The organism is Frigoribacterium sp. NPDC087798 (assembly GCF_044742985.1).
In the GTDB taxonomy this organism is placed as follows: domain Bacteria; phylum Actinomycetota; class Actinomycetes; order Actinomycetales; family Microbacteriaceae; genus Frigoribacterium.
In genome coordinates, this window is the sequence record NZ_JBIUVP010000001.1 from 1423363 (window position 1) to 1448034 (window position 24672).

General features: G+C 68.7%; 27 protein-coding genes. 13 read left to right on the top strand and 14 right to left on the bottom strand.

Going from position 1 to position 24672, the window contains the following annotated elements; genetic code table 11:
- Positions 1-9 precede the first annotated feature (9 nt).
- The 3 genes from ACIOSR_RS06680 (at position 10) to ACIOSR_RS06690 (ending at position 3141) form a co-directional block, all read left to right on the top strand.
- Positions 10-1839 (top strand): MDR family MFS transporter, encoded by a 1830-nt coding sequence (locus ACIOSR_RS06680; RefSeq protein ID WP_402752151.1) that lies wholly within the window; start codon positions 10-12, stop codon positions 1837-1839.
- A gap of 397 nt (positions 1840-2236) precedes the next feature.
- Positions 2237-2827, top strand: coding sequence for a MarR family winged helix-turn-helix transcriptional regulator (locus ACIOSR_RS06685; protein ID WP_402752152.1), 591 nt, complete (start codon positions 2237-2239; stop codon positions 2825-2827).
- A 143-nt stretch (positions 2828-2970) separates the two neighbouring features.
- Positions 2971-3141: a hypothetical protein gene (locus tag ACIOSR_RS06690; protein ID WP_157485415.1), complete on the top strand. Its 171-nt coding sequence runs from the start codon at positions 2971-2973 to the stop codon at positions 3139-3141.
- 114 nt (positions 3142-3255) lie between these two features.
- Here the strand turns inward: ACIOSR_RS06690 and ACIOSR_RS06695 are convergent, their stop codons facing one another.
- On the bottom strand, positions 3256-4116 hold the full coding sequence (locus ACIOSR_RS06695) for a site-specific DNA-methyltransferase (protein WP_159825869.1): 861 nt from the start codon (positions 4114-4116) through the stop codon (positions 3256-3258).
- Positions 4117-4187: 71 nt separating this feature from the next.
- Between ACIOSR_RS06695 and ACIOSR_RS06700 the strand changes: the two genes are divergently transcribed.
- Complete coding sequence (locus ACIOSR_RS06700; RefSeq protein ID WP_123571960.1) at positions 4188-4472, top strand: GNAT family N-acetyltransferase; 285 nt, start codon at positions 4188-4190, stop codon at positions 4470-4472.
- 93 nt (positions 4473-4565) lie between these two features.
- On the opposite strand, the gene ACIOSR_RS06705 is transcribed toward ACIOSR_RS06700, so the two are convergent.
- The 6 genes from ACIOSR_RS06705 to ACIOSR_RS06730 all read right to left on the bottom strand — a co-directional run bounded on the left by ACIOSR_RS06705 (position 4566) and on the right by ACIOSR_RS06730 (position 10598).
- Positions 4566-5615 carry a biotin/lipoate A/B protein ligase family protein gene (locus tag ACIOSR_RS06705; RefSeq protein WP_402752153.1) on the bottom strand — a complete coding sequence of 350 codons (1050 nt, stop codon included), beginning with the start codon at positions 5613-5615 and terminating at the stop codon, positions 4566-4568.
- A gap of 9 nt (positions 5616-5624) precedes the next feature.
- Positions 5625-6500, bottom strand: coding sequence for an alpha/beta fold hydrolase (locus tag ACIOSR_RS06710; protein ID WP_056047320.1), 876 nt, complete (start codon positions 6498-6500; stop codon positions 5625-5627).
- Positions 6501-6571: 71 nt separating this feature from the next.
- A complete protein-coding gene (locus tag ACIOSR_RS06715) occupies positions 6572-7210 on the bottom strand; it encodes a PepSY domain-containing protein (protein WP_402752154.1) in 639 nt (212 codons plus the stop codon).
- Between the two features lie 230 nt (positions 7211-7440).
- The gene (locus ACIOSR_RS06720; RefSeq protein ID WP_402752155.1) at positions 7441-9042 is read right to left on the bottom strand and encodes an ATP-binding protein; all 1602 of its coding nucleotides are present in this window, start codon (positions 9040-9042) and stop codon (positions 7441-7443) included.
- The gene (locus tag ACIOSR_RS06725; RefSeq protein ID WP_277960005.1) at positions 9035-9712 is read right to left on the bottom strand and encodes a response regulator transcription factor; all 678 of its coding nucleotides are present in this window, start codon (positions 9710-9712) and stop codon (positions 9035-9037) included. The genes ACIOSR_RS06720 and ACIOSR_RS06725 overlap by 8 nt, the downstream gene beginning before the upstream one ends.
- A gap of 133 nt (positions 9713-9845) precedes the next feature.
- Complete coding sequence (locus ACIOSR_RS06730; protein ID WP_056047333.1) at positions 9846-10598, bottom strand: SDR family NAD(P)-dependent oxidoreductase; 753 nt, start codon at positions 10596-10598, stop codon at positions 9846-9848.
- A gap of 171 nt (positions 10599-10769) precedes the next feature.
- Here ACIOSR_RS06730 and ACIOSR_RS06735 point away from each other — a divergent pair, with 171 nt between their 5' ends.
- Positions 10770-11474 carry an HAD family hydrolase gene (locus tag ACIOSR_RS06735; RefSeq protein ID WP_402752156.1) on the top strand — a complete coding sequence of 235 codons (705 nt, stop codon included), beginning with the start codon at positions 10770-10772 and terminating at the stop codon, positions 11472-11474.
- Positions 11475-11577: 103 nt separating this feature from the next.
- Here the strand turns inward: ACIOSR_RS06735 and ACIOSR_RS06740 are convergent, their stop codons facing one another.
- The gene (locus ACIOSR_RS06740; RefSeq protein ID WP_402752157.1) at positions 11578-11997 is read right to left on the bottom strand and encodes a VOC family protein; all 420 of its coding nucleotides are present in this window, start codon (positions 11995-11997) and stop codon (positions 11578-11580) included.
- Positions 11998-12109: 112 nt separating this feature from the next.
- Positions 12110-13336: a multidrug effflux MFS transporter gene (locus ACIOSR_RS06745; RefSeq protein WP_402752158.1), complete on the bottom strand. Its 1227-nt coding sequence runs from the start codon at positions 13334-13336 to the stop codon at positions 12110-12112.
- 101 nt (positions 13337-13437) lie between these two features.
- On the opposite strand from ACIOSR_RS06745, the gene ACIOSR_RS06750 reads away from it, so the two are divergent.
- A complete protein-coding gene (locus ACIOSR_RS06750; protein WP_055978010.1) occupies positions 13438-13899 on the top strand; it encodes a MarR family winged helix-turn-helix transcriptional regulator in 462 nt (153 codons plus the stop codon).
- Complete coding sequence (locus tag ACIOSR_RS06755) at positions 13896-15278, top strand: MFS transporter (RefSeq protein ID WP_159825865.1); 1383 nt, start codon at positions 13896-13898, stop codon at positions 15276-15278. The genes ACIOSR_RS06750 and ACIOSR_RS06755 overlap by 4 nt, the downstream gene beginning before the upstream one ends.
- A 23-nt stretch (positions 15279-15301) precedes the next feature.
- Here the strand turns inward: ACIOSR_RS06755 and ACIOSR_RS06760 are convergent, their stop codons facing one another.
- From ACIOSR_RS06760 to ACIOSR_RS06770, 3 genes are all read right to left on the bottom strand, one after another.
- Complete coding sequence (locus ACIOSR_RS06760) at positions 15302-16336, bottom strand: YdcF family protein (RefSeq protein WP_056047348.1); 1035 nt, start codon at positions 16334-16336, stop codon at positions 15302-15304.
- 380 nt (positions 16337-16716) lie between these two features.
- A complete protein-coding gene (locus ACIOSR_RS06765) occupies positions 16717-16869 on the bottom strand; it encodes a hypothetical protein (RefSeq protein WP_192124153.1) in 153 nt (50 codons plus the stop codon).
- Positions 16870-16929: 60 nt separating this feature from the next.
- Positions 16930-17106 carry a hypothetical protein gene (locus ACIOSR_RS06770; protein ID WP_402752159.1) on the bottom strand — a complete coding sequence of 59 codons (177 nt, stop codon included), beginning with the start codon at positions 17104-17106 and terminating at the stop codon, positions 16930-16932.
- A 403-nt stretch (positions 17107-17509) separates the two neighbouring features.
- Between ACIOSR_RS06770 and ACIOSR_RS06775 the strand changes: the two genes are divergently transcribed.
- From ACIOSR_RS06775 to ACIOSR_RS06790, 4 genes are all read left to right on the top strand, one after another.
- The gene (locus ACIOSR_RS06775; protein WP_402752160.1) at positions 17510-18832 is read left to right on the top strand and encodes a hypothetical protein; all 1323 of its coding nucleotides are present in this window, start codon (positions 17510-17512) and stop codon (positions 18830-18832) included.
- A 682-nt stretch (positions 18833-19514) separates the two neighbouring features.
- Positions 19515-19787: a hypothetical protein gene (locus tag ACIOSR_RS06780; protein ID WP_402752161.1), complete on the top strand. Its 273-nt coding sequence runs from the start codon at positions 19515-19517 to the stop codon at positions 19785-19787.
- Between the two features lie 300 nt (positions 19788-20087).
- Complete coding sequence (locus ACIOSR_RS06785; protein WP_158613152.1) at positions 20088-20249, top strand: hypothetical protein; 162 nt, start codon at positions 20088-20090, stop codon at positions 20247-20249.
- A 28-nt stretch (positions 20250-20277) separates the two neighbouring features.
- On the top strand, positions 20278-20703 hold the full coding sequence (locus ACIOSR_RS06790; protein ID WP_402752162.1) for a hypothetical protein: 426 nt from the start codon (positions 20278-20280) through the stop codon (positions 20701-20703).
- Positions 20704-20765: 62 nt separating this feature from the next.
- On the opposite strand, the gene ACIOSR_RS06795 is transcribed toward ACIOSR_RS06790, so the two are convergent.
- Entirely contained in the window at positions 20766-21476 is a 711-nt protein-coding gene (locus ACIOSR_RS06795; protein ID WP_402752163.1) for a hypothetical protein, read from the bottom strand.
- 579 nt (positions 21477-22055) lie between these two features.
- On the opposite strand from ACIOSR_RS06795, the gene ACIOSR_RS06800 reads away from it, so the two are divergent.
- Both ACIOSR_RS06800 and ACIOSR_RS06805 read left to right on the top strand, forming a co-directional pair.
- A complete protein-coding gene (locus ACIOSR_RS06800) occupies positions 22056-22541 on the top strand; it encodes a hypothetical protein (protein ID WP_402752164.1) in 486 nt (161 codons plus the stop codon).
- Between the two features lie 76 nt (positions 22542-22617).
- Positions 22618-23583 carry a hypothetical protein gene (locus tag ACIOSR_RS06805; protein ID WP_402752165.1) on the top strand — a complete coding sequence of 322 codons (966 nt, stop codon included), beginning with the start codon at positions 22618-22620 and terminating at the stop codon, positions 23581-23583.
- A 141-nt stretch (positions 23584-23724) separates the two neighbouring features.
- On the opposite strand, the gene ACIOSR_RS06810 is transcribed toward ACIOSR_RS06805, so the two are convergent.
- A complete protein-coding gene (locus tag ACIOSR_RS06810) occupies positions 23725-24294 on the bottom strand; it encodes a recombinase family protein (RefSeq protein WP_402752166.1) in 570 nt (189 codons plus the stop codon).
- Positions 24295-24672 lie beyond the last annotated feature (378 nt).

Consider the following 24672-nt stretch of genomic DNA (forward strand, 5'->3'; position numbering starts at 1 on the left):
AGAGACACCATGTCGAGCGCCGCCTCCGCACCCACGACCACGGCCCCCGCCGAGCGCCAGGGCCTGATGACCCACCGCCAGATCCTGTACGTCATCTTCGGCCTGATGGCCGGCATGTTCCTCTCGGCCCTCGACCAGACGATCGTCGGCACCTCGATGCGGACGATCGCGGACGACCTCGACGGGCTCAGCCTGCAGGCCTGGGTGACCACCGCCTACCTGATCGTGTCGACCATCTCGACGCCCATCTACGGCAAGCTCAGCGACATCTTCGGGAGGCGACCGCTCTTCCTGATCGCCATCACGATCTTCTTGCTGGGGTCCGTCGCGGCCGGCTTCTCCGAGAGCATGTACCAGCTCGCCATCTTCCGGGCGATCCAGGGCATGGGCGCCGGCGGCCTCATGGCCCTGCCGCTGACGATCATGGGCGACATCCTGGCCCCGCGTGAGCGCGCGAAGTACCAGGGCTACTTCCTCGCCGTGTTCGGCATCTCGAGCGTCATCGGCCCGCTCGTCGGCGGGCTGTTCGCCGGAGCCGACCAGATCCTCTTCGTCACCGGCTGGCGCTGGGTGTTCCTGATCAACGTGCCGATCGGCATCGTGGCGCTGTTCATCGTCGTGCGGTTCCTGCACATCCCGGGCCAGAAGCGTCGTGAGAACGTGCGCATCGACTGGTTCGGCGCCGCCGCCGTCATCGTGGCCGCCGTGCCGCTGCTGCTGGTGGCCGAGCAGGGCCGCACCTGGGGCTGGAGCTCGCCCGGGGCCTTCGCCTGCTACGTGATCGGGGCCGTCGGCATCGTCGCGTTCGTCGTGATCGAGCGATCGATGGGCGACGACGCACTCATCCCGCTCAAGCTGTTCCGCAACCCCACCTTCTCGATGGCGACCGTGCTCGGCGTGCTCGTCGGGTTCGGCATGTTCGGCGCTCTGCTGACGGTTCCGCTGTACCTGCAGCTCGTGAACGGGGCGACCCCGACCGAGAGCGGCTTCCAGATGCTGCCGATGATCGCCGGCCTGATGATCTCGTCGATCGTCGCCGGCCAGCTCATCTCACGGACGGGCAAGTACAAGATCTTCCCGATCACGGGCACGGCGTTCATGGCGGCCGGGTTCTTCTGGTTCACGAACCTCTCGTTCGACAAGCCGTACTGGTTCATGATGATCGGCATGCTGTTGGTCGGCCTGGGACTCGGACAGCTGATGCAGACCCTGACCATCGCCTCGCAGAACTCGGTCGGGGCCCGCGACATCGGCGTGGCCACGTCGGCGTCGACGTTCTTCCGACAGATCGGCGGGACGCTCGGCACGGCCGTGCTGTTCTCCGTGCTCTTCAGCCGCATCCCCCAGACGATCGCGGACGCCTTCGCCGACTCGGACCTGCAGGGCCGCGCCCAGGCCGCCCTCGCCGACCAGTCGGTGCTGAGCGACCCGGCGAACGCCGCGATCCTCAAGCTCTACCAGGCGGCCGGAGGCGGCGACACGTCGCAGGTCGGCGGTGCACTCGACGGCAACACGTCGTTCCTCAACACGGCCGACCGCCGTCTCGCCGCGCCGTTCCTCGACGGCTTCGCGAACGCGGCCGTGACGGTCTTCTGGGTCGCCCTGGTGGTGGTGCTCGTGGCCTTCGTGCTGAGCTTCTTCCTCAAGGCCACGCCGCTGCGCCAGAAGTCGGCCATCGACGAGGCAGCCGACGACGCGCGGGCCGCCGTGGCCGCCGACGCCGCACTCGCGGCGCAGGCCGCCGCCGCGCAGACCGGTTCGCTGGTCGCCCCCGACACGGGTTCGATCGACGTCGTGCCCACGGAAGAACGGCGCGGCGACACCTCGTCTCGGCGCTGATCGGGTGCCCGGCGCGACGTTCGCCCGGCACCCGATCCGCTCGAGCTGGTGTCGCGACACGGCAAGTGTCGGGTAGCGTTCCCTCGACGGCGCTTCGGTGCCGAACGGTTCGTCCCGCGTCCGGCGTTCCCTGCCCGTGAAGCTCACGCGGGAGGCGAGACGACCGAAGGCCGCACACCCACGGGGTGTGCGGCCTTTCTCCGTCATGGGACGCCCCACCGAATCGATTCCCTGCGTGAAGCTCTGGTCGACACGGCGGGACGCCTCTGCCCACTCGAGGCGGACATGTCGAGCCTAGGACGGCCACGAGCCGCAGCACAGGGGTTGACAACGAGAAAAACCTGGTCAGCGCTGACTTTTTGCTAGACGGACTAGCGACGGGGCTAGACTCCCCCTCATGCCCGATCAGCACGCCACCGCCGCGCCCTTCGACGCGTCCGGCTATTGGTACAGCAGCAGCACCGAAGAGCGCGGCGTCACGGTGTTGAACACCCTCCGCGCCTACCGTGCCGCCGAGGTCGCGATGCGGGCCCGCACCCGCAAGTCGATGAAGATGAACGACACCGACCTCGCCGCCCTCCGGTTCCTCCTGCGGGCCCAGCGGCTCGGCGACCCCGTCAGCGCGAAAGAACTGGCCGCCCAGCTGAAGATCACCTCGGCGTCGACGTCGGTGTTGATCAACCGCCTCGTCGCGAGCGGGCACATGCTGCGCCACCCCCACCCGACCGACAAGCGCGGGGTCCTGCTGACCGCCACGGGCGACTCGAACACCGAGGTGCGCGACACCATGGCGGCCATGCACGCCCGCATGATCTCGACGGCCGAGTCGCTCGACGCCGACGAGGCGGCCGTGGTCGTGGGCTTCCTGCAGCGCATGACGGCCGCGATCGAGATCGACGACCACCACGTCGACGGCGATCCGGCCGACCGGGCCAGCTCGAGCACGGGCACGGGCACGGGCACGGGCACCATCCGTCCTAGCCGTTGAGCGAACAACTGGTGAACTGACTAGATCGACTAACCATCGGCGTGACAGTCTGACCGCACGACACCGATTCACGGCGGTGTCGTGACCGTCCGAAGTCCCACCGTTCCGCCAGGCATCGCAGGGGTGCCAGAGACGAGCCGAACATGACCACGATCGACGTCGCTCGCAGCGACCGCACCACCGCCCGCAGCACCTTCTCCGAGGTGCGCGACACCGCCCGCCAGCGAACGCTGGCCGTCATCGCCACGGCTGCCACCGGCGCGAGCGTCAGTCTCGTCGCCGCCCTGCTCCTCGCGCTCGGCGTCGTGCGATGACGTGCCCGTCGGGCTTCTCCGCCCAGCAGATGCAGGGTCTGACCCACGAGCAACTCGTGTCGTTCGTCCGCGGGTCGGTCACGACGGCCGTCTCGGCCGCCGACCTGCACGCCGTCAGACCGACTCGACCTGCGCCGACGGGAGCCGTCTGCGCATGACGGCCACCGCCTCCTCGTTGCTGTCGACGAGCAGGTAACGACGACCGAGGGCATCCGCCACCGCCCCGGTGGTGCCGCTGCCGGCGAAGAAGTCGAGCACCCAGTCGCCTTCGCGGCTCGAGGCCTGCACGATGCGACGCAGGACGCCCTCGGGCTTCTGCGTCGGGTAGCCGGTCTTCTCGCGACCGGTCGGCGACACGATGGTGTGCCACCACACGTCGGTCGGCAGCTTGCCCCGGGCGACCTTCTCGGGCGTGACGAGCCCCGGGGCCATGTACGGCTCGCGGTCGACGCTCGTCGAGTCGAAGTGGTACTTCGTGGGGTCTTTGACGTAGACCAGGATCGTGTCGTGCTTGGTCGGCCACCGGGTGCGGCTCTTGGCGCCGTAGTCGTAGGCCCAGATGATCTCGTTCAGGAAGCAGTCCCGCCCGAACAGGGCGTCGAGCAGCACCTTCGCGTAGTGCGCCTCGCGGTAGTCCAGGTGAAGGTAGAGGGTGCCGTCGGGGGCGAGCAGCCGCCAGGCCTCGGCCAGACGAGGTTCGAGGAACGACCAGTAGTCCTCGAAGCGGTCGTCGTAGCCCATCAGGTCGCCCCGGATGCGCTCGTACCGCACGCCCTTGAAGCCCGCCACCGAGGTGGTCGAGTCCTCGGCGCTGCGCACGGACGTCGTCGACCGGCGACGCTGCTGCCGCCCGGTGTTGAACGGGGGGTCGAGGTAGACGATCGTGAACCCGCCGTCGGGCAGCTGCGCCGTGACGTCGAGGGCGTCACCGTGGACCACGAGGCTCGGGGAGGCGGTGGTCCAGTCGAGGGGCATCCGACCATTCTGCTGCCTGGCGGGCACCGACACGCGCCCGACTCCCGGCCCGGGGCGCGTAGCGTGTCGGGATGACCACCGAGGTAGAGAACCGCCCCACCCAGAACCAGTACGCCCTCGTCGAGGACGGCGAGACGATCGGCTTCGCGGCCTACGACGTCGCCGGCCACGAGATCCGCTTCACCCACACCGAGATCGACCCCAGCCGACGATCCGCCGGCCTCGGGGCCCGGCTCGTCCAGGGCGCCCTCGACGACGTGCGCGCGAACACCGACCTGCGCGTCGTGCCGCTCTGCCCGTTCGTGGTCGACTTCGTCGAGGACCACGTCGACTACCGCGAGCTGCTCGACCGCTGACCGCGGTGCGGCCGCCGAGGCGACCACGGCGAGACCGCCGAGGCGGACCCCCGGCAGGAGGCGCGGGTCGCCTCGACGGCGCCCCTCACGTGCTCAGGGCACGCGCGCCAGCCACTCGGGCGTCGCGAACTTCGAGGTGACGAGCTGCTCGGCCTTCTCGAGCTCGACCTCGGTGACGTGGCCTTCGGTCGCCCCGTAGAGCCCGGTGAAGGTCTGCTTGAGCCGCTCGATGATCTCGGCGCGGGACAATCCCGTCTGGCTCCGGAGGGGGTCGACGCGCTTGGCGGCGCTGGTGGTGCCCTTGTCGCTCATCTTCTCGCGGCCGATGCGCAGGACCTTGACCATCTTGTCGCCGTCCATGTCGTACGACATCGTGGCGTGGTGCAGCAGGGCCCCGTTGCCCAGGCGCTTCTGCGCAGCCCCGCCGATCTTGCCCTTGGCGCTGGTGATGTCGTTGAGCGGCTGGTAGAAGGCGTCGATGCCGAGCGACTTGAGCGCGGTGATGACCCACTCGTCGAGGTACGCGTACGAGTCGGCGAAGCTCATGCCCTGCACGAGCTCGCCCGGGGCGTAGAGCGAGTACGTCACGATCGACTGGGCGTCCATGAACATCGCACCGCCGCCGCTGATGCGGCGCACGACCTCGAAGCCGTGGGTCGAGGCGGCGTCGAGGTCGACCTCGTTCTTCAACGACTGGAAGCTGCCGATGACCACGGCGGGCTGGTCCCACTCCCAGAAGCGGAGCGTGGGCCCGCGGCGGCCCGCTCCGACCTCTTCGGTCAGCACCTGGTCGAGGGCGAGGTGCACGTTGGGCGACACCGGGGCGTCGTGGATGATCTGCCAGTCGTAGTCGCGCCAGTCGGTCGCCTTCGAGAGGCTGCGGCGGATCGCGACGGCGATCGCCTCGGGCGAGAAGCCGAGCAGCACCGCGTCGGCCGGCAGCCCTTGCTTGATCGTCGCCGCGATCGTCGCCGCGTCGGACTCGACCGGCAGGCCGTTCACCGCCCGGTCGACGGCGTCGAGCGCCGTGTCGGGCTCGAGGAAGAAGTCACCGGCGAGACGGAACCCGGCGATGCGCCCCTCTCTGACGTCGAGGTCGACGACCACGAGCTTTCCGCCTGGGACCTTGTACTCACCGTGCATGGTCGCAGCCTATGCCTGGTGCCCCACGCGGTCGTCGAGCCACCGCACCAGGTCGGCGACGACCTCGTCGCGGTTGGTCTCGCGGAACACCTCGTGCCGGGCGCCCTGGTAGACCACGAGCTCGACGTCGCTGAGCCGACTGCGGTTGACGTACGCGTCGGCGAGCTTGCGGGCGCTGGCCTCGCCGCCGAGCGGGTCGTCGTCGCCGACGAGGACGAGCACGGGGAGGTCGCTCGCGAGCCGGGTCGAGGGGCGACCCATCAGCCGCAGCGTGTCGGCCGTGCCGAACAGCTGTCGGGCCGTCGCCTGCACCGACAGGGGGTCGGCCGCCATGGCGTCGACCACGGCCTGGTCCCGGCTGAGCCACTCGTAGCCGGTGTCGCCGAGGTGGGCGTGCCGGGCGTTCAGGTCGCCCGCGTTCATGCTGCCGGGCATGCGGTAGGCCGTGCCGCTCAGCACGACGGCGTCGAACCGGTCGGAGCCCTCGTCGACGAGCTTCTGCGCCATCAACGAGCCCCACGAGTGCCCGAGCAGCACGAGCGGCGAGCCGGGGTTCTCGGAGCGCGCGATGCCCGTCAACCGGACCACCGCCTCCATCGCCCCGCGCAGCCCCGACGGGCCCAGGCGGCCGAGCTTCGTGTGGTCACCGCCCCACTGGCCGAGGCCGGTCTCGCCGTGACCGAGGTGGTCGTTCGCGTAGACCGTGTAGCCGGCCCGCACGAGGTCCTGGGCGAGGTCCTCGTAGCGCAGGGCGTACTCGCCGAGGCCGTGGGCGAGCTGCACCACGGCCTTGGGCGACGCCGCCTTCCAGACGTAGTAGTGCACGGTCACGCCGTGGGCATCGGTGAACTCGTAGTCGCCTCGGGCGGCGGAGAAGGTGGGCACGGAGCCAGTCTCCCATCACGGGGCCCCGCGGGCCGGGCCGGGCCGGCCCGGGCCCGCCGGGCCCCGTCCCGTCAGCGGCGGGCGTCGACGTCCGTGCGCACCACGCCGAACGCCTGGTCGAGGTCGACGTCGACCTCGGTGCCGTCGTCGAGGCGCACGTCGACCTCGTAGGCCACGCCGGTGTCGTCGCTGCGGTCGGCGTCGGTCACCGTGCCCCCACCGGCGGCGGCGAGGGCGGCGGCCGCGGCCCGGTCGTAGTCCGCGCCGGTCAGGTCGTCGTCGCGGGCCGAGTCGTCGAGCCCCGGACCCGCGGCGGGCGTCGGGGTGGCGTCCGACCCGAGCGAGTCGTCGTCGCGGTCGTCGCCGGCGACGGGCGTCGGGGTGGCGCCGGACCCGCGCGAGTCGTCGTCGACGCGGCTCGAGGTGACGGAGTAGTCGCCGTCGAGCAGCACCGTCGCCTCGCGACCGTCGGGCAGGACGACCTCGACCTCGTAGCCGACGAGTCCGTCGTCGAGGGTGTCGACCTCGGTCACGGTGCCGCCGCCGGTCTCGGCGAGCGCCGCCTCCTGGGCCCGGTCGCGGGTCTGCGCGGACACGCCGTCGTCGAGGCCCGAGGCGAGGGCCACGCCGCCGCCGCCCAGCACGAGGACGCCCGCGATTCCGCCGGCGATCAGCAGGGACTTCTTCTTGGTGAGGGTGTTCTTCAGCATGGTTCGCTCCGTTCGTGGGGCCGCCGGGCGGCCGGGTCTGTCGCTCTCTCGAGCCGATGGACCCCACTCTCGCGAGAGGGCACTGAAGCGGTCCTGAAGCGACCTGAAGATCCGTTCAGGAGGCGCGGGTCGCGTCACCGGAGTGGGCGGGTCCACGTGCCCCTCGGCGGGTCGGCGCGCACCCGCCCGGCAGGACGGGAACCCGCCGACAGCGCGGTGGGGCGCTCGGGTCAGGCGGGACCGGCGGGGAGGTGGACCACGAACCGGGCACCTCCGAGAGGCGAGGCCGTGACCGACACCGCGCCTCCGTGGACCCGGACGATCTCGCGCACGATGGCGAGCCCCAGTCCGCTGCCGCCCGCGTCGCGGGCGCGGGCCTCGTCGAGGCGCACGAACCGGTCGAACACCCGCTCGCGGTCCGCCTCGGCCACCCCGGCGCCGTCGTCGTCCACGGTGAGGACCACGCCTCCGTCGCGCTCGACGAGGGCCACGGCGACGCGGGCGTCGGCGTGCCGGGCCGCGTTCGCGACGAGGTTGTGCACGACCTGGCCGAGCAGTCCCTCGTCGCCGTCGACGCGAGCCGGGCCGACGGCCGTGGCGTCGACGGCGAGGGGCCCCCGACCGTCGGGACGGGCGACGCCGCGCAGGCGGGCGGTCTCCGACACCACGAGGTCGTCGAGGTCGACCGGGCGGCGGGTCACGCCCAGGGCGCCCTCGTCCGCCCTGGCGAGGACCAACAGGCCCTGCACGAGCGCCGTCAACCGCGCCTCCTCGCCGAGCACGGTGCCGGCCAGGGCCGCGCCGTCGATGCTGCCGGGGTGCAGCAGCGCGACCTCGGCGTGCTGCCGGATGGTGGCGAGCGGCGTCTTCAGCTCGTGCGAGGCGTCGCCGACGAAGCGCCGCTGGGCCGTCGCCGACGAGTCGAGCCGGTCGAGCATGCCGTTCAGCGTGCGGGCGAGGCGGGCGATCTCGTCGCCGCCGCCCGGGTCGGGCAACCGGTGCGACAGACTCTGGGCCGTGACCGTGTCGACCTCGCGGCGCATCGACTCGACCGGGCGCAGGGCACGGCCCACGACGAGCCAGGTGGTGACGCCCAGCACGAGCAGGGCCATCGGGATCGCCACGCCGAGCGTGACGAGACTGGCCGAGGAGGCGGCGCTCGCCTCCTCGAGGGAGCGCGCGGCCACGACGCCGTACCCGGTCGTGACGACCCGGGTGGGGACGGGGGTGGCGTCGTCGGCGGAGGACGTGGCGTCGTCGTCCGCCTCGCCGTCGTCGGAGCGCGAGCCGCCCGACCCGGAGTCGTCGTCGGCGTCGTCGTCGTCACCCGTGGGCGTCGGCGTCGGGGTCGGCGTCGACGCGGCCGGTGTCGGCGTCGCGGTGCTCTCGACACCGACGTCCTCACGTTCGACGACGAACTCGTCGCCGTCGAGCGAGACCCGGTCCCCCGAACCGGACGAGGCGATCGACGAGGCGACGTCGGCGAGGTCGTCGTCGCCTCCCACGGCGAGCACGCGCCCGGACGCGTCGGTCACGACGACCAGGGACCCGTCCGTCTCGCCCGCGACGGCCACGCTCGGCGTCGAACCGATCTCGAGGGCCGACACGGCGCGGTCCACGTCGGCCGAGGCGGCCTGGCGCGGGGCGTCGGCGAGCACGGCCTGTTGCACGAGCGCGAAGACGAGGGCGAACACCCCGAGGGTCAGCGCCACGGCGAGCACGGCGGCCACGGTGATGCGCGACCGCAGCGACGCCCGTCTCACCCGACGCGGCCCGGTGCCGGCGGACGGCCCGTGCCCGGGAGCCGGGCGGCGAGGGGCCCGCTCAGCCACCCCGCGCCTCCAGACGGTAACCCGCCCCCCGGAGCGTGACGATGGCTTCTCGGCCGAACGGCCGGTCGACCTTGTTGCGCAGGTGACGCACGTACACCTCGACGATGTTGGGGTCGCCCTCGAAGTCGTCGTTCCAGACCCCGTCGAGCACCTCGCGCTTGGTCACGACGCTGCCGGCGTGACGCATGAGGAACTCGAGCACCGCGAACTCGCGGCTCGTGAGCTCGACCTCGACGTCGCCACGGTGGACGGTCCGCGAGGCGGGGTCGACGCGGAGGTCGCCGGCCTCGAGCACCACGGGTCGTTCACGGGCACCGCGGCGGACGAGGGCGCGCAGCCGGGCGAGCAGGACGGCGAAGGAGAACGGCTTGGTGAGGTAGTCGTCGGCGCCGGTGTCGAGGGCCTCGACCTGGTCCCACTCGCCGTCCTTGGCGGTCAACATGATGACGGGGGTCCAGTCGCCTCCCTCGCGCATCGCCCGGCACACGGCGTAGCCGCTCATGCCGGGCAGCATGATGTCGAGGACGACCACGTCGTAGCTGCCCTCACGGGTCCGCCAGAGCCCGTCGGTGCCGGTCGCCGCGACGTCGACCGCGATCCCCTCGGCCTCGAGCCCGAGCCGCAGACCCTCGGCCAGGGTCGCCTGGTCCTCGACGACGAGCACGCGCACGGGGCCTCCCTCGGTCGCGCCGGGTGCGCGTCGTGCCCATCATGGCGGGAGCGCGCTGAAGCCGGGCTGAAGCGGACCGGCAGCGGAGGCGCGGCGCAGGACTCCCCGCACCGCGCCTCCTGAGGGACCGTCGTCAGTGCGCCGAGTAGCCGCCGTCGACGAGGTGGTAGCTGCCCGTGACGAACGACGCCTCGTCGCTCAGCAGGAAGAGGACGAGCGCCGAGACCTCGGCGTCGGTCCCGAGGCGACCGGTCGCGTGCTGCGACTCGAGGTACGAGAGCGCGTCGCCCTCGAGCGAGGCGCGGACGAGGGGCGTGTCGATGAAGCCGGGGCCGACCGCGTTGGTGCGGACGCCGCGCTTCGAGTACTCGAGCGCGGCGACCTTGGTCAGGCCGACCAGGGCGTGCTTGCTCGCGACGTAGGCGGCGTTCTGGGCGATGCCGACCGAGCCGAGCACCGAGCTCATGTTGACGATCGACCCGCCGCCCGCCTCGACCATCGCGGGCAGCTGGTAACGCAGGCCGTAGAAGACGCCGTCGAGGTCGACCGAGCGGACGCGGTCCCAGGCGGCGATGTCGTACTCGCCGATGTCGGCGGCGGGGGCGCCGATGCCCGCGTTGTTGACCGCGAGGTGGAGGGCACCGTAGGTCGTCTTCGCGAACTCGACGGCCGCCTCGGACTGCTCGGGCTTCGCGGTGTTCTGCTCGAACGCCACGGCCGTGCCGCCCGCGGCGACGATCTGGTCGACGACGCCCTGCGCCGCGTCGAGCTTGATGTCGGTGACGACCACCGATGCCCCCTCGGCCGCCAGGGAGCGCGAGATCGCGGCGCCGATGCCGCTGCCTCCGCCGGTGACGAGTGCCGTCTTGTCGCTGAACCGTGCCATGGTGCGTGCCTTCCTCGTTCGTGGGCCGACCGTCGGGGCCGGTCGGGCTCGTCGACGAGCCCGTCTGCGAACGTACGCCCGCAGGGCCCCATGAGCAACAGGTGTCGTCTTGATCCGGGCCGATCTCGTGCAGTCCGTGCACCTTCGCTCGTTCGGGGGCAGGGTGGCGGGATGACCTCCCCCACGTCCTCCCCTCCGTCCACCGCCGTCCTCTTCGACATCGACGGCACCCTGGTGGACTCGAACTTCGCGCACGTCGACGCCTGGTCGCGGGCCTTCACCGACGTCGGCCACCCCGTCGACAGCTGGCGCATCCACCGGTCGATCGGCAAGGACTCGTCCCTGCTGGTCGAGGGGCTGGTCGGGAAGGACGCCGCCGCGCGCCTCCTCGACGACGCCAAGGACGCGCACTCACGCCACTACGCCGAGCACCTCGGCGAGCGGGGCGACCTGCACGTCTTCGGGCGGGCGACCGACCTGCTCGCCGAGCTCGCTCGCCGGGGGCACGGCGTCGTGCTCGCCACGAGCGCGCCCGAGGAGGAGCTGAAGGCGCTGCGCGACCTGCTCGACGTCGAGGACGCCCTCTGGGCCGTCACCTCGAGCGAGGACGTCGAGACCGCGAAACCCGACCCGGGCACTGTCGAGGTCGCCCTCGACAAAGCGGACGTGTCGGCCGAACGCGCCGTCATGGTCGGCGACGCCGTGTGGGACGTCGAGGCCGCGCACCGGGCGGGCGTGACCTGCATCGGCGTGCTGAGCGGCGGCTTCTCTCGGGCGGAGCTGGTCGAGGCGGGGGCCGAGGAGGTCTACGACGACGTGGCCGACCTGCTCGCCCGACTCGACGAGAGCGTGATCGGTCGGCTCGGACGCGACTGAGGTGGGGCGACCCTGGCAGGCAGGGCGGGCGGGGCGTCCTCCGCGACCGCCACCGCGCCTCCTCGTCCGACGGGCGTGCCCCGGCTCAGGCCGCGGCCCCGGCTCAGGCCGCGGCGCCGCCGACGTTGACCATCCAGTGCTGGCCGAAGCGGTCGTCGAGCATGCCGAACGAGTCGCCCCACGGCGCCTGCGACAGGGCCTCGTGCACGGTGCCGCCCTCGGCGAGCGCATCGAACCATCCGGTCAACGTCTCGGCGTCGTCGGGTCCGCCGAAGAGCGAGAGCGACACGCTGCTCGCCTCCTCGAGCGGGTACGAGTCGGGGCGGTCCGCCCCCATCAGCAGCAGGCCCGACGGCGTGGCCAGCTGGGCGTGCATGACCTTCTCGGCCTCGTCGGGGGTGCCGACGCCGAACTCGCCGAAGGTGCTGAAGGTGGGGCTGCCGCCGAAGACGGAGGCGTAGAAGTCGAACGCCTCCCTCGTCTCGGAGCGGAACGCCAGGTACGGGGTGAGCTGCACGGTCACGGGGGCCTCCTCGGGTCACGGCGCCGGACGGCGTCGAGCCCAGGGTGGCACCACCCGGGCCGGCGCACCAGCCCCGGATCGACGGCAGGAGGCGCGGGTCGGGCTCCCGGGGTCAGGTCGCCGGTGCCCCGCCTCGCGACGACGCCCACAGCTGTACGGCGAGACCGGCGGCGATGAACCCGAGCATCAGGGCGCCCATCACGACGGCGGTGCCGCCGAGCGCCCCGGCGAGCGGGGTCGCGGCCCCGCCGAGCCCGAACTGCAGGCCGCCCGCGAGCGCGGCGGCCGTGCCGGGCGCGCGGTGCCCGAGCGCCTGCGTCAGGGTGATCGACCCGGGGATGACCCAGCCCCAGCCCGCCGTCACGAGGGCGAGCGCGGGCCAGATCAGTGCCGGGCCGACGCCGGTCAGCGCACCCGCGAGCACGAGGGCCGACCCCACGGTGCAGGTGACGAGCCCCACGGTGAAGAGGTGGTCCTCGGCGAAGCGCCCGACGAGGCGGCGGAACACCAGGGTCGAGGCGATCATGCACGACGCGTTCGAGGCGAAGACGAGCGTGTAGAGGCCCTCGCCGAAGCCGTACTGCTCCTGGAAGACGAACGACGACGTCGCGATGTACGAGAAGAACCCGATCGTCGCGGCGCACCCTGTCACGAGGTACCACCGGAAGCGCGGCATCGCGAGCAGCGTGCCCATCCGTCGCAGCGAGGCGACCAGCGAGCCCGCACCCGGCTCGGGGTCGACGAGCGTCTCGGGCAGACGGCGCGCGGCCGCCCAGGTCAGGGCGGCCCCGAGCACCGCGAGCACGACGAACGTCGCCCTCCAGCTCGACACGGAGAGCACGACACCACCCACGAGCGGGGCGACGACCGGGCCGACGGCGTTGATCGCGGCGAGCGTCGCGAAGAGCCTGCTGCGCACGAGGCCCGTCGTCGCGTCGCCCACCATGGCCCGGGCGGCCACCGAGCCCGCCGCGCCGCCGAGGCCCTGCGCGACGCGCGCGACGACGAGGGTGGCCGCGTCGGGAGCCACGGCGCAGGCGAGGGAGGCGAGGGCGAACAGGACGGTCCCGCCCAGCAGGATGCGCCTCCTGCCCCGACCGTCGCTGACCGGCCCGATCACGATCTGCCCGACCGCGAACGCGACGAGGAACGCCGTCAGGCTGAGCTGCACCTCGGCCGTCGACGCCCCGAGGTCGCGCGCGATGGCCGGCAGCGCGGGGATGTACATGTCGGTCGCGAAGGGCGAGATGCCCACGACGATCGCCACCGTCAGCACGGCTCCCCTCGCGGACAACCAGGAGGGGCGGCTCGGCTCGGCCGGGACGTCGTCGTCTCTCATCGGCACGAGCCTAGGCGCGGGGCGCCCCGGGGGGTCGCGTCGCACCCGGACCGCGACCAGACGTTTACTTAGCCGAACTAAACGAGTATCGTGGCCCGGCGATGACCGACTCCGCGCCTCCCGCCCCCTCCGCCACCCGGGCCGTGCCGCACGCCCACCTCGCGACCGACGTGCGCGGCGCCGTGCTGCGGCTCGCCCGCCGCCTGCGCCAGCAGAAGGCCGACGCCGACGTCACCGACGCCCAGATGGCCGCCCTCGGCTACGTCGTGCAGAACCAACCGCTGACGATCGGGGCGCTGACCGCCCACGAGGGCGTCACTCCCCCGTCGATGAACCGGACCGTCGGCAAGCTCGTCGACGCCGGGCTGCTGCGTCGCACGGTCGACGACGACGACAAGCGCCGCGTGCTGCTCGAGACGACCGAGGCCGGCGCCGCCTTCGTCTTCGAGACGCGTCGACGTCGGGACGAGTGGCTCGTGCCCCGCCTCTCGGCCCTCACCGCCGACGAGCGCCGCACCCTGGCCGACGCCACCGAGATCCTGCGGAAGCTGACCCGCTCGTGAGCGCCATGTTCCGCAGCCTGTCGCTCTTCAACTACCGCCTCTGGTTCGCGGGGGCGCTCGTGTCCAACATCGGCACCTGGATGCAGCGCACGGCACAGGACTGGCTCGTGCTCACCGACCTGACCGACAACGACGCCACGGCCCTCGGCATCACCATGGCGCTGCAGTTCGCCCCGCCGATCCTGATGGTGCCGATCACGGGGCTGATCGCCGACCGGTTCGACCGGCGGCGACTGCTGATGGTCACGCAGCTGAGCATGGGCCTGCTCGGGCTCGGCCTGGGCGTGCTCGTCCTCACCGACAGCGTGCAGCTCTGGATGGTCTACCTCTTCGCCCTCCTGCTCGGCGTCGCAGCCGCGATCGACGCCCCGGTGCGGCAGAGCTTCGTGTCCGAACTCGTGCCCCCCGGCCACCTGACGAACGCCGTCAGCCTGAACTCGGCGTCGTTCAACGGCGCACGCCTGGTCGGCCCCGCGGTCGCCGGCGTGCTGATCGCGACGATCGGCACGGGGTGGGTGTTCCTGATCAACGCCGGCTCGTTCGCGGCCGTGCTGCTGTCGTTGCGGTTCATCCGGGTGGCCCAGCTCGAGCTGAAGCCGGCCGTGTCGCGGGCCAAGGGCCAGATCCGCGAGGGGTTCCGGTACGTGCGCGAGAGGCCCGACCTCGTCGTCGTCTTCGTCATGGTCTTCGTCATCGGCACCTTCGGCCTGAACTTCGCCATCTTCACCTCGACCATGGCCAGCGTCGAGTTCGGTGTCGACGCGAGCGGGTTCGGCCTGCTGTCGTCGGCGATCGCGGTGGGGTCGCTGGTCGGCGCCCTGCTCTCGGCCCGACGTGAGAAGCCCCGCTGGCGCGTACTCGTCACGGCGGCCCTGGCCTTCGGCGTGACCTGCCTCGTCGCCGCCGTCATGCCGACCTACTGGAGCTTCGCGGCCGTGCTCGTCACCGTCGGACTCGCCTCGATCACCCTGATGACGACGGCGAACGCCACCGTGCAGCTGACCACGGCACCCCGCATGCGCGGGCGCGTCATGGCGCTCTACATGGCCGTCTTCACCGGCGGCACGCCCCTCGGCGCACCGATGGTCGGCTGGGTCGCGAACGTCGCCGGACCGCGGTGGGCCATCGGCGTCGCGGCGGCGTCGGGCTTCGTGGCGGCCGGCGTCGCGATCGTCTGGCTCGTCCGCGGGCAACACCTGCGGGTGCGCCGCGTCCGTGGGGGCGAGCCCGAGCCCGTGACCGGAGCGCTGCCCGTGCTCGGGGCGGGCCGGTTCCACTACCGCCTGCAGCACGACGGCGACGCGGCCGCCGTCCGGGCGCGCGACGAGACCGCGGCCGAGCTCGCCGTCGACGAGGGCACGGCGACGCGACCGTCCTGACCGGGAGGCGCGGCGCCGGCGGGTCAGAGGCGCGCGTAGACCAGCAGGGACGCGAGCAGCACGACGAACGGCGCGATCAGCAGCACGTTGAGCAGCTTGTGCTCGACCATCACGGCGACCCACTCGCGCAGGAAGGCGCTCGGCACGTAGTACGCGGCGGTGGGCGCCCCGACCACGTCGGCGCTGCTGCCGGCGTCCCGCGCCAGCAGCGCGGCGCGCAGCACGTGGTAGTTGTTCGTCACGACCAGGGTCGACCCGGTCCGACCGGCGTCGGCGAGCACCTTCCCCGACAGCACGAGGTTCTCGCGGGTCGAGCGCGACTCGGTCTCGGGCAGCACGTCGGCCGGGTCGGCCCCCTGGGCGATCAGGTACTCGGCCATGGCCTCGCCCTCGGGACGCGGTTCGTCGGCCCCCTGACCGCCCGACGGCACGAGCACCGGCCGCCTCACGCCCTCGGGGGTCGCGCGGTAGATCGCCAGCGCCCGGTCGAGTCGGCTGCGCAGCAGCGGCGGCACCTCGCCGCGGATCAGTCCGGAGCCGAGCACGATCAGGGCGTCGGGCTGCTCCCGCACCCGGGGTCGGGCGTAGACGAGCGACCACAGGGTGAACGCGGCGAACGTGAGCGCGGCGTAGCCGGTGACGAAGACCACGACGATGCCGAGCCCCACGGCTGCGTCCTGGAGGGCCGCGACGTCCGACCGGCGACCGGCCTCGACGATCACGACGACGAGCAACGGCACGCCGATCAGCGCGATGCCGACCAGCAACGACAGCAGGTTGCCGAGGCTGCGCCCCTCGGACCGGAGCATGGTGACGCCGTTCGCGATCGCGAAGACGGCGAGCGCGAGGACGAGCAGGGGCACGAGCGCCACGGCGACGAGGAACACGAAGACGAGCGGCGGGAACGCCGCGACGAGGACGTTCGCGGCGGCGACGACCCCGAAGCCCCCGGCCATCAAGAGGAACACCCCGTTGCGGAACCGCCGGGCGTCCCGCCGACGCGACGCGGCGAAGAGCAGCAGGAAGACGACGGCGATGCCGGCCGAGATCGCGGTCATGAGCAGAGGCTACCCGCAGGGCGCAGTGCAACCCGGAGGGCGGCAGGGGAGAGAATTTCGGCGCGAAATAAGGCAGCTTGCGACCGCGTGCCGAAAATCTCGGAGGAGCCGGTGGCGTAGCCACTTGAACGGAGTCCCTTAGGTGGCTACGAGGGAGCGCAGCGACTCCCCCGGACCGCGCAGCGGGCCGTGCCTTGGGCTGGCACCGGACTCGAGAACGGTCGGCGCGCACGAAGAAGCCCCCGCCCGGCTGGGGGGAGCCGGAATGCGGGGGCTGCTGCTGCCTAGCGGGTTAGGGACCGCCCGGCGGCTCTCGGTCAGCTTGGGGGGGAAGCTGACCGGAGCCAAACTACGCGCGGCCCATGACGGCTCTCACGGGCTCAGTAGGGAGCGACCGAGGTCACGATGCGATCCTCAGGGAGCGTGGCGCGCACCTGGTCGATCGCATCGGCCGGCGTGGGGGCGTTCACCTCGACGGCCACGGCCTCGGCGCTCGTGTCGCCCTTGGGGCGGTGCCTGACGAACCAGCTCATGCCCGGGCGCTACCCGCGGTCACGACGGCCACTCATCCGGCTCGGGGTGCAGCCGGCCCGTCAGGCCGACAGCTCGGCCTCGTGCTGGATCATCCACGCGACGGCGCTATTCAGGCTGTCCTCCCGGCGTAGCCAGGGCCGGCCGCCGGCATCGTCTCGGCCGTGGGCGTAGCAGTGGTAGGCGATGCCGCCCAGCTCGGGGCGAGACAGGACGTACCCGAGAGGCGCAGAACGCACCCGCCGGACTTGCCACACACCGAACTGTCCCGGTGCCGGCGGCACCGCGAGCGGGTGCGTCGGGATCGGCCGGCGCAGAATCTTCGCCGCCGCTTCACCTGACCCTCGAACTCCCACGCCGGAGCGTAAATCTCCCCACTGACACCCCGCACCCGACACCTGGGACCGAGCAAGCTCGATCCCAGGCTGGTCCTGCCCGTAATGAGGGGTGGCGACCCCCGGTTCACCCAACCGGGCTACGTCCGGGGGCTCTCGGAATCAATGTATGGGCCCGCGAACAAACTTGCTAGAAAATTGTCATCGCCCCCAGGGCCAGGAGTTCTTCACCCGGGCATCTGACGAGCGAGTGCGTTCCACGCGGGAATCTAACAATGAGCCCCCTCTTGCCCCTATGGTCGTACACATGGCGCTGCACGACGTATGGTCAAAATTCGGATTTAACGGCAATCCTTATAACCAGAGGACGCTTACCGCGACGGCTGACGACGCCAAACTGCTGGCAGGTCGCGATGACCTTCTACAGACCGCTATGGAGCGCATAGCGACCGATTCTGCGAGCCCCACGTTTGAAGGTCCAATTGGTGCAGGCAAAACCAGTCTCCTGAACGTAGCTTCGTATAAATTGCTTCAATCCTCCTTGGAGGCGAAAGCGAAAGAGCTATGGCTTCCGGCATCGGGCACGATTCAAATTCGTCTAGACGGCGATGAGTTTGAAGCTGAGGTCTACCGAATCATCTTAAAAACGCTCATTGACCATGCGGATAAATTCGAGAGCGTCGGCCTGAACGCCCCGGACTTGGGTGCGTTGGAACACTGGCTAACCAAACCGGAATACAAGAGCTGGCAGGCAGGCGGAGGCGTTGCATTCGCAAATGCCAGCGCTGGCGCAGGACACGAACCCAATACATCGGAAGGCTTTGCAAAGAGCGGTCTGCCGGCGGCCATAAGACAAGTCCTCATGGACGCCTACGCTGGCGGAGAGGGTGGCGTCGTCTGCATCCTGGACAATCTGGAGCTTGCCGGCAAGGTCGGTGATGCCACCAGGATGCTTGATGTTCTACGCGATCGAGTTCTGGGGACTCCTGGAATTCGATGGGTGCTGTGCGGATCACGCGGCATCGTTAGTCGGGCCCGGACTCAAAGGTTGAGCGGAAGCTTCATGCCGCCAACTCGTATTCCTGCGCTGACGGAGGACGCAGCTGTCGAAGCAGTGAAGCTCCGTATTGAGCGCTTTGGCAGCCTTGTAGCCGTAGCCCCCCTCACTCCCGAGGCATTCCGCACTCTCTATCGCATCTTGAACCAGAATCTGCGCGAAACAATGACGTGGGCACAGAATTTCACTTTCTGGCTGCGAGACCAGTTTCCCGACAACGCTTTTCCGAACGCCGAGGGGCGGACGGAATTGCTTATGACTTGGCTGGCTTATGAGGCCGAGAAGGCCTCCAATACGGCCCGCGCACAGCCCGCAGCCTGGGCCTTCTTCGAACGAATTTGCCGCGAGGGCCAAGGCCGCGCAGCTTCTTCCGAGTTCGAGTCAAAATACGGTTTTGATGACCAGCAGCAGGGCTCCGGTTACGTAACGGTATTCCAGAAAGCCAATCTGATAGAGCGAGAAATTGATCCTGAGGATGGTCGTTCCACGATCAACACGGTGACAGCAGAAGGTTGGTTGGTGTTTTACCACCGCAATGGGTACCGGATTGAAACGTTAGCCACCGACCACTAGTAGCGCACTAACATTAGGAGCTCTCTGCACTCCGACCCAGTGCGTAGCCACAGGACAGCGAAACCCTCCCGCAGCGTGTCTGGAAGAGCCAGCCTGCTCTTCTTTGGCGTCCGTTAGGCGATCGATCACCGACTAATCGCGGAGGCTGGCCACTCCCCCGCAGCTACGGAGCGTCGGCCGTCTCGATAGGTCAGTCCGACACGGATCTCGGTGAACGATCCCCTAGCGGGCGGTAGAGCGACGAGACCCATGACCGCTACATCGTCTGTCCGAACTGCGGCAAAGAAACGCTCTAGCGCCGATGCGATGCCCGGCGAGCTCGGACGAAGGCGTAGGCACCGGCGACTGCAAGCAGTGTCCCGACGGAGAACAAGACCCACCAATCGGCACAATCCACGCGTAGAAGGCCCAGTCCGTAGAACACGCCAGCCCCCGCGTAGAAGCACATCGGGACGACGGCGGCACGCCGCGCCAGCCTCATACGCTCATCGTCGGTCATTGCCACAACCTACGGTCTCTCGACCTCGGCCGGTGATCGATCCCCTATCGGGTATGACTCTTCCCCCTTCACTGGGGAGCGCGCCAGATTCGTCAGCTTCGTAACCTGTTGCCGAGGAGTGTCATGTCACGTGAGGAGCAACGGCCGAGCTGCGCGACTCTCACGGCCGCGCATGGGGCCTGGATGAGCCCCCTCGCCGTGGGCACACTAACTTTCACTGCGATTCCGGGCTTCATCGGGTGGTGTGGCACGGCCATCACGGGCTGTGAGTCAGAGGCGCAGGTTGCTGAGGGGGTGGCTCAGGCCATCAAGAGCATGGGGATCGGAACAGCCGTTGTTGCCGCGGCTTTCGTAGCTCTGCCCTGGGCCCGGCTCAAGGTCCGCCTCTTGGTCACCACAGGTTTCGTCATGGTGGTTGCACTCGTCGTGGCCTTGTCGCTCGTCGTGACGCGCTGACACGCTGGGCCGACGCCCAGAAGACCATCGGCTATCGGGCGCCGTCCACGAGTCCGTTCAAGCGAACAATCAGTTGTGCCATTCGGTACTACATCGCGACGCTCATTGAAGGGGCGCGCAATGATGGCACCTGATGCGCTTCAGCGGGCCTCGGGCAGACAGCCCGCGGTCGTAGCCTCCGCCGGTTTCAACGTCCCAAGCGCGACGCTCGGCTCAGTGGCGGTCCAGTGCGCGCCATACGCCGAGTCGAGCGTTGCTCGATAGGCTCCGAGCATTAGTACCCGTCGGGAGGACCTGGACATGCCCCGCACCAAAGGCGCGCTCAACCGCACACCGCGTGAGAAGGCGAAGGACACCAAAAACGCCGACCAGAAGCGCAAGCTCCGCGAGCAGAAGAAGCGGCTGAAGGAACAGAACGCGAAGCTGAAGGCGCGGCTCAGGGCTCAGCGCAAGGCGAAGTAGCCACGAGCGCGGCCGCTACTGTCAGGGCATGGCGAAGCAGAACGAGGAGTACGTGCTGGGGCTGTGCGACGAGGTGCTCGGAAGCACGGGCCTTCGGCAGCATCGGTTCGAGTGGCTCGAAGGAGACCCGTCGCCTAGCACCGGGCGACGGATGACCCTGCCCGTCGATGCGTACTGGCCCGACCGTGCGCTCGTGGTGGAGTTCCACGAAAAGCAGCACACCGAGCAGGTGCGGCACTTCGACAAGCGAGACGTGATGACCGTCTCGGGTATGCACCGGGGCATGCAGCGGAAGCGTTACGACGACCGTCGACGCGAGCTGATTCCAGCGCACGGGATCAGGCTCGTGATTGTCCCGATGAGCGACTTCGAGGTGCGCCGGTCGAACATTGTGCAGCGTCACGACGAGGACCTCGCCGTGGTGCGATACGCCCTCCAGAAGGGCAGCGGTTAGCACGCCGTAAGGCTGTTCGGTAGCCGATGGTCTACAGGTCTTACTCGGTCGATCAGGACGGCCTAACGTCGGGCGACCAGATCTGCGAGCACTGCGTCCAAGTGGAGGTTTTGCGGACTGACGTCGCTAGCGAACGTCTTTCCGTCCGCCCCGACGAGTCCATGCTGCCAACATCTGTAGAGGGTGTGCCACCAGCGCATGACGCTGTGCAGAACGAGAAGTCTGCTGGCAGTCAGCGCCTCCTCCGACAAGTTTCCCCATCCTTCCCCTTCCGCTATCGCTCGGCGCTCCGCTTCTTCCCACGGTGCCCAAGCTGGATCTACCTGGGACGCTCTCCCACGAAGTGCGTCGAGATCGCCGTAGCGGCCGGAGGTCGCGGCCCACGCGTCCAATGCGGTGACGACGTCCCGCCAGTAGGGGTCTTTCATCGTATCTGCGAGTAGTTCGCGTAGGTACGGAGCGGCCGACTCGGAGGCGGCGGCGAAAGTCGAGAGGACTCGGGTATTTAAGTCGCTGATGGCGTGCCCTCCGGCTCCGGCGCCGAACTTCGGATCGACTGCGCGCCCAGCGCTCTCCTCGCTGAGTAAGTAGGTGACCTTGAGTAATCGCTCGACACCTTGCGATAGCTGCGTGAACGCCGCACCCGGCTGGCGCGCTTGCCAGGCAGGGTTCGCTGCTTGATTCAGTCCGAGGGCGAGATGCTCGGTGGCGGTGGATATCTCGCTCGCCAAGTGCATGGCTCGTACGATGCGCTCGTTTGGACGATTGGCCATAAAGGAAGCGTATGACTCGCTCTCGCGGACGAAGTGCCTCACCCCTGCAATCCGCCCCGATAGCCGATTGCTCACCGCACAACCGACGAGCCTCCCTGGCGCATCTCGCAACCCTAGGGATACGAGGTCTCGACGGTCGGCCACTCCCCCGCAGTACCTCAAAATGAGCACGTGACGCAGCCATGTCTCCCAAGCGGCAGCCACGACAAGCATCTCCGAGGTTGGTTGCGAGATGGACCCTGGCTGCCCTCAGACCGATTGGCTATCGGGCGGCAGTCCTCATCTAGGCAGCGGTTTATGGGCACGTTAAGTCCCGACGCTGAGTCACCCATCAGCACTGCCCCTGGCAGCTAGGCTTCGCTCGTGAGTACGGGACCAGGGCCAGCATGGTGGCGAATATCCGGGTGGCCCACTGCAGATGAGTGGCAGGCGCTGGCGGCGGTCCTCACACTTCTGTTCGCAGCTGCGGCGCTGGCTTTCACGCTTAGGCAGCTAAAACTAGGCAGGGAAGCGAATGAACTAGCAGCCGCTGCCGCAGATCGGGCCGCGGAGGCTGCGGAGGCCGAGGCGCGTCCGTACGTGTCTGTTTCGATCGAACTAATGGCGATAGCCCCCTCCGATCCCAAGTCCAGCCCCTCCGAAGGCATGGCCTACATCGTCGTGCAGAGCGTCGGCAGGACGCCTGGACGGAATATTCATCTCAAGGCTGACCCGCCTTTTCAGACAAGCGGGCGTGGCAAGGTGGCTGGAGAACCGGATCTAGTGCAGGACGCCCTCGACACCGTCTTCTCAGGCGAATTTGAAATTGGAATGCTCGGTCCGGGTCAGTCACTCCGATACCTGCTTGACTTCGCGAAAGAAGCTGTCGACCCAACGTCTTCCCGCCCAAAGCGCTACACAGTGACTGCCACGTACTCGGACCCAAATCTCGACCGCACTTACATCGAAACAAGCATTGTTGATCTTGCCCCTCTGGGCACGACCATCATGCAAATCGACCCGCTCGAGACAATCGCCAGGCAATTCCGACGACTGAATGAAAATGGCCTACCTAAATCACCGTGAGGCAATTCCTCGATCCAGCCACGAGCCACGACGCTCGCCTGGCATGTAGCGACACCAGACCCACACACTTGAGGACATGTATCTAGGTGTCCGCCCGGAGGGTGTGCTACTGACCGCACCACAAGCCAAGATCCTTGACGATGAGTTCTACCTCTCAGACCCACTAAGTCATTTTTCTTCGCGAATCGCGATGCTCTTAGCCTCCAAGGATCATGTCGTCCCCCCGACTACTCCGACCCAACCGGGGTTCTTCCGAGCACTGGGTCTAAGTGGTGTGGATGCGCTTCCGCCCATTAGCCAAACAGGGCACAGAGTCCAGGTTGCCCTCGATGCCCTCGCACTCCGTCACCAGTGCGCCGAAGCTGTGGAGCGGTTCCTCTACGCCGTCACGGCCGAATCTGCCGCGAGCGACGCAGCATGCATGTGGCTCGCCGTAGCCGAAAGCCCGCCAAGGACTATCGACGTCCTGAAGGCGACCAAGGCAAGATTTGACGCCGACCAACAGCTGCTACTTCGTCTGATGTTTCCGGCGGGCACGCCCATCACTGATGATGTTTTGGCCTCGGCTCGCACGGCCCTTGAATGGATCAACCACGCCTCGTATCTCCTAACTGACGACGAGTTGTCTATAAACGCGGCTCACAACAAGCTCAAGCACGGACTTGCCGTAGCGGCTCGTGACGACGTTCGAATCGAACTTGTCACCATCGGCCCAAATGAGAACGGCGAAGTGCCTCTCAGCGCATTCGGGGAAGGTGAGTCTGTTCCGATCTTTGATCGGCCCCTGCTCACCTACCTGTCCCGCCCTCATGCCAGACCTAAGCAAGGCCTTGAAGCAGTATCTCTCCGCGTGGACTTGGATACCGTCCTCGCGGAAACATGGATGATGGCCACTGTGTATGCCGCGTTGTTTCACGTAGCAGCCCGAAACCACTTCGGAGAAGATCTGCCGGACGGCGTCGCTCCATTCCCGACGCTCGTAATTGGTCGGACCCCGGATCGAGTCCTAGGCGGCAAACCTCTGGCTACCGGTCACCCGTGACCTTGCCACCGGACGGGACCACTAAGGCTCGTCCGTCGGGAATCTTCTTTCACAAGACGTTCTGGCCCATGAAAGTGGATTACAGCAGCCGAACCCAGGCGACAATCGTTGATTACTGACGCAGCTCTGGACCACCGCACCTCATGACACTTCGGTGCGTTGGATGGCTCGGTAAACCGTCGAGCGGGCGACGCCGAACAACTCTGCGATCTCGCTGGTCGTGTGTTCGCCGGTGCGGTGCAGCTGCACGAGGTGCTTCTCCTGCGATGGGGTGAGCTTGGGCTTCCGGCCGCGGAGCTTGCCGGCGGCCTTGGCGATCGCCATGCCCTCCCGCGTGCGCGCACGGATGAGGTCGGCTTCGAACTCTGCGACCATGCCGAGGACATTGAACAGGAGCCGGCCTACCGGGTCGGTGGGGTCATAGACCGCTCCCCCAAGATTCAGGGCAACACCCTTCTTCGTCAGCTCGTCCGCGATGTCAGTCGCGTCGCGCAGCGATCGAGCAAGACGGTCGAGCTTTGTCACGACCAGAACGTCGCCGGCACGGCACGCAGCAAGGGCCTCGCGGAGGCCCGGCCTGGCTCGGGTTGTACCCGACAGGCCGTGGTCAACATGCACGTGTTGATCGTCAACACCTAGCGCTGCAAGACCGTCGCGCTGTGCTGCGAGATCCTGTCCGGACGTTGAGACGCGGGCGTATCCGATGAGCATGCGAAGACTGTAGCGTTTAGACCCCCGTCACCGGGCATTTTTGCGGGACAGGCATACGCGAATCCGCAGGCCAGATGCCACTTACCTCAACCGGCCGCGACGGGCTCCAACCGGTGTCCCGATGAACGACCGTCTATCGGGCGATTAGACGCCTCTTGGAATCTTGCCCTGACGAGACGATACGGGGACAGGGGCGTTGCTCCCCTGTGCGACGGAGGCGTTGCCGTCACTGTAGGCGTAGGTTGATGCCAGCTATTTCAGTCTCAACTAGGATAAAACTGCGATACCATTCACCCAAAGCAGACTTGCATCACCGTTAGCTAACCTGGCAAGAGAGCTAATTCAACGAAGCCACCTACATGGCATCCGCGCACGACT

Bases quoted from the DNA above. Each gene is read 5' to 3' on its own strand.
- ACIOSR_RS06680 (WP_402752151.1), top strand. From the start codon at position 10: ATGTCGAGCGCCGCCTCCGCACCCACGACCACGGCCCCCGCCGAGCGC.
- ACIOSR_RS06685 (WP_402752152.1), top strand. From the start codon at position 2,237: ATGCCCGATCAGCACGCCACCGCCGCGCCCTTCGACGCGTCCGGCTAT.
- ACIOSR_RS06690 (WP_157485415.1), top strand. From the start codon at position 2,971: ATGACCACGATCGACGTCGCTCGCAGCGACCGCACCACCGCCCGCAGC.
- ACIOSR_RS06695 (WP_159825869.1), bottom strand. From the start codon at position 4,116: ATGCCCCTCGACTGGACCACCGCCTCCCCGAGCCTCGTGGTCCACGGT.
- ACIOSR_RS06700 (WP_123571960.1), top strand. From the start codon at position 4,188: ATGACCACCGAGGTAGAGAACCGCCCCACCCAGAACCAGTACGCCCTC.
- ACIOSR_RS06705 (WP_402752153.1), bottom strand. From the start codon at position 5,615: ATGCACGGTGAGTACAAGGTCCCAGGCGGAAAGCTCGTGGTCGTCGAC.
- ACIOSR_RS06715 (WP_402752154.1), bottom strand. From the start codon at position 7,210: ATGCTGAAGAACACCCTCACCAAGAAGAAGTCCCTGCTGATCGCCGGC.
- ACIOSR_RS06730 (WP_056047333.1), bottom strand. From the start codon at position 10,598: ATGGCACGGTTCAGCGACAAGACGGCACTCGTCACCGGCGGAGGCAGC.
- ACIOSR_RS06735 (WP_402752156.1), top strand. From the start codon at position 10,770: ATGACCTCCCCCACGTCCTCCCCTCCGTCCACCGCCGTCCTCTTCGAC.
- ACIOSR_RS06745 (WP_402752158.1), bottom strand. From the start codon at position 13,336: ATGAGAGACGACGACGTCCCGGCCGAGCCGAGCCGCCCCTCCTGGTTG.
- ACIOSR_RS06750 (WP_055978010.1), top strand. From the start codon at position 13,438: ATGACCGACTCCGCGCCTCCCGCCCCCTCCGCCACCCGGGCCGTGCCG.
- ACIOSR_RS06760 (WP_056047348.1), bottom strand. From the start codon at position 16,336: ATGACCGCGATCTCGGCCGGCATCGCCGTCGTCTTCCTGCTGCTCTTC.
- ACIOSR_RS06765 (WP_192124153.1), bottom strand. From the start codon at position 16,869: ATGAGCTGGTTCGTCAGGCACCGCCCCAAGGGCGACACGAGCGCCGAG.
- ACIOSR_RS06775 (WP_402752160.1), top strand. From the start codon at position 17,510: ATGGCGCTGCACGACGTATGGTCAAAATTCGGATTTAACGGCAATCCT.
- ACIOSR_RS06780 (WP_402752161.1), top strand. From the start codon at position 19,515: ATGAGCCCCCTCGCCGTGGGCACACTAACTTTCACTGCGATTCCGGGC.
- ACIOSR_RS06785 (WP_158613152.1), top strand. From the start codon at position 20,088: ATGCCCCGCACCAAAGGCGCGCTCAACCGCACACCGCGTGAGAAGGCG.
- ACIOSR_RS06790 (WP_402752162.1), top strand. From the start codon at position 20,278: ATGGCGAAGCAGAACGAGGAGTACGTGCTGGGGCTGTGCGACGAGGTG.
- ACIOSR_RS06795 (WP_402752163.1), bottom strand. From the start codon at position 21,476: ATGGCCAATCGTCCAAACGAGCGCATCGTACGAGCCATGCACTTGGCG.
- ACIOSR_RS06805 (WP_402752165.1), top strand. From the start codon at position 22,618: ATGTATCTAGGTGTCCGCCCGGAGGGTGTGCTACTGACCGCACCACAA.
- ACIOSR_RS06810 (WP_402752166.1), bottom strand. From the start codon at position 24,294: ATGCTCATCGGATACGCCCGCGTCTCAACGTCCGGACAGGATCTCGCA.